This window comes from Micromonospora sp. CV4, assembly GCF_003667455.1.
In the GTDB taxonomy this organism is placed as follows: domain Bacteria; phylum Actinomycetota; class Actinomycetes; order Mycobacteriales; family Micromonosporaceae; genus Micromonospora.
In genome coordinates this window covers 1-2119 of sequence record NZ_RCVI01000101.1, presented here as the reverse complement: position 1 = coordinate 2119, position 2119 = coordinate 1, and the positions used below count along the sequence as shown (strand labels likewise).

The following is a 2119-nucleotide window of genomic DNA, read 5'->3' as shown; positions in this document are numbered from 1 at the left end:
GCCGGACCGCAGCAGGGTGGCGGTCCGCGATCGGCAGGCGGCCGTAGCCAACGAGCCGGCCAACCCCGCCGCTACGCCTTCCGCCGTAGCTGATCGACACGCCCCCGTTTCGCCGTGCTGTTCCGGCGCGGCGAGCGGTGGCAGCACATTCCGGGATGTGGTGGTCTCGCGCGCGTCGGAGGCCACCACATCCCGGATGGCTCGCACAGATCCGGCCGGGGAACGGCAGTGAAGGCGACCTAGCCGATCAGCGGGCGGAAGGCGCCCAGCAGGATGCTGACGGTGAGGGCGCTGCCGGCCAGCGCGGCGGCGACGACGACGAGCACGGCGTCGGCGCGGGTGAAGGGCTGGCGGCGGGCCACGGTGCGGGGAGTGCCGGCGTCGAAGCCGCGGGCGTCCATCGCCACGGCCAGCCGGGTGCCCCGACGGATCGCCCCGACCAGCAGCGCGAACGCGGTCGAGGCGAACAACCGCAGCTTCGCCGCCGGGTTACGCCCGGCGTCGACGCCCCGCGCCCGCCGGGCCATGCTGATCATCTGCCACTCCTGGCCCAGCAGCGGCACCAGCCGGAACGCGGCCAGCGCGCCGATGGCGAAGCGGGCCGGCGCCTTCGCGTTCTGGATCAGCGCGTCGGCCAGGTCGGTGGGGTCGGTGGTGGCGAAGACGATGACGCCGGGCAGGGCGACCGCGAGCACCCGCAGGATCAGGCCGAGCGCGGTGAGCAGCACTCCGGTGGTGACCAGCACCGGTCCCGCGTCCAGCAGGACCCGACCGGACCGGTCGGCGGCGAAGAGCACCAGGGTGACCAGGATGCCGACGGCGCTGACCAGCAGCGGCCAGGCCCGGCGGGCCAGCACCCGGTAGCGGATGCCGAACAGCGGCAGCACGGCCAGTTCGAGCGCGATGGCGATCGCAGGGGCCACCGGGTCCAGGGTGGCCAGCAGGGTGAACGAGAAGACCAGTGCGGCGGCCACCTTCGCCACCGGGTTGCGGCGGGCCAGTGGCGCGCCCGGCGCGGCGACCGGCTCGATGCTGATCATCGGGTGCCGGTCACGATCGCTCCAGGGTGACGGTGCGGTCGGCGAGCGCGGCGACGAAGTCCGGGTCGTGGGTCACGGTGACCACGCCGTGCCCGGCGTCGCGGAGATCGGCGAAGAGGTCGACCAGTTCCCGCCAGGTCCGCCGGTCCTGACCGAAGGTGGGTTCGTCGCAGATCAGCAGGCGGGGCGCGGTGGCCAGCGCTGTCGCCACGCTCAGCCGCCGGGCCTCCCCACCCGAGAGGGTGTACGGGTTGGCGGCGGCGAGCCGGGCCAGCCGCAGCCGGTCCAGCAACCCCGCCACGGTCTCCCGGACCGCCGTCTCGGGCTGGCCCGTCCGGCGTGGGCCGAGCGCCAGCTCGTCGAAGACGGTGCTGGTCACGAACTGGTGCTCCGGGTCCTGAAAGACCGACCCGATCCGGCGGGCCAACGCGGGCGCCCGCCACCGGTGCGGGGGAGTGCGGTGATCCGGCCCGGCCAGCTCGGCGGACGCGCAGACCCGCCCCGCGCCCGGCCGGAGCAGCCCACCGAGCAGCAGCGCCAGGGTGGACTTGCCGGCTCCGTTGGGCCCGCGCACGGCGAGCGCCTCGCCGGCGCGTACCGCCAGGTCGGTGGGGGCCAGCCGGGGCGGCAGGCCGAGCCGGTCGGCGGTCAGCAGCAGCCCGCCGGGGGCGCCGGCCGCCGGCCGGGTGGCGACGGGGTGACCCGGCACCCAGACGCCCTCGGCGGCGAGGGCGGCGCCGTGCGCGGCGAAGACCTCCTCGGGCGGGCCGTCCGCGCGGACCCCGCCGGCAGGCTCCAGGACGACCACCCGGTCGACCAGCGGGAGCGCCTCGGCGACCCGGTGCTCGACCAGGATCAGGGTGGTGTCGGCGTCCAACGCGCCGGCCACCGCGCGCCGGACGAGGTCGGCCCCGGCCGGGTCGAGGTTGGCGGTCGGCTCGTCGAGCAGCAGCAGGCCGGGGCGCAGGGCCAGCGCGCCGGCCAGGGCGAGGCGTTGCTGTTCGCCGCCGGAGAGCGCGGCGGTGGGCCGCTCCCGACCGTACGGGAAGCCGACGCGGCGCAACGCCCCGTCCACCCCG

Annotated in this window: 2 protein-coding genes; both read right to left on the bottom strand. The window is 76.5% G+C overall.

The window, feature by feature from the left end:
• Window positions 1–239: 239 nt before the first annotated feature.
• On the bottom strand, window positions 240–1040 hold the full coding sequence (locus tag EAD98_RS00865; protein WP_121652193.1) for an energy-coupling factor transporter transmembrane protein EcfT: 801 nt from the start codon (window positions 1038–1040) through the stop codon (window positions 240–242).
• 10 nt (window positions 1041–1050) lie between these two features.
• On the bottom strand, window positions 1051–2119 hold a 1069-nt coding region (locus EAD98_RS00860; protein ID WP_121652192.1), incomplete at its 5' end, for an ATP-binding cassette domain-containing protein.

Excerpts from the sequence above, each read along its gene's own strand:
- EAD98_RS00865 (WP_121652193.1), bottom strand. The coding sequence starts at position 1,040 with ATGATCAGCATCGAGCCGGTCGCCGCGCCGGGCGCGCCACTGGCCCGC.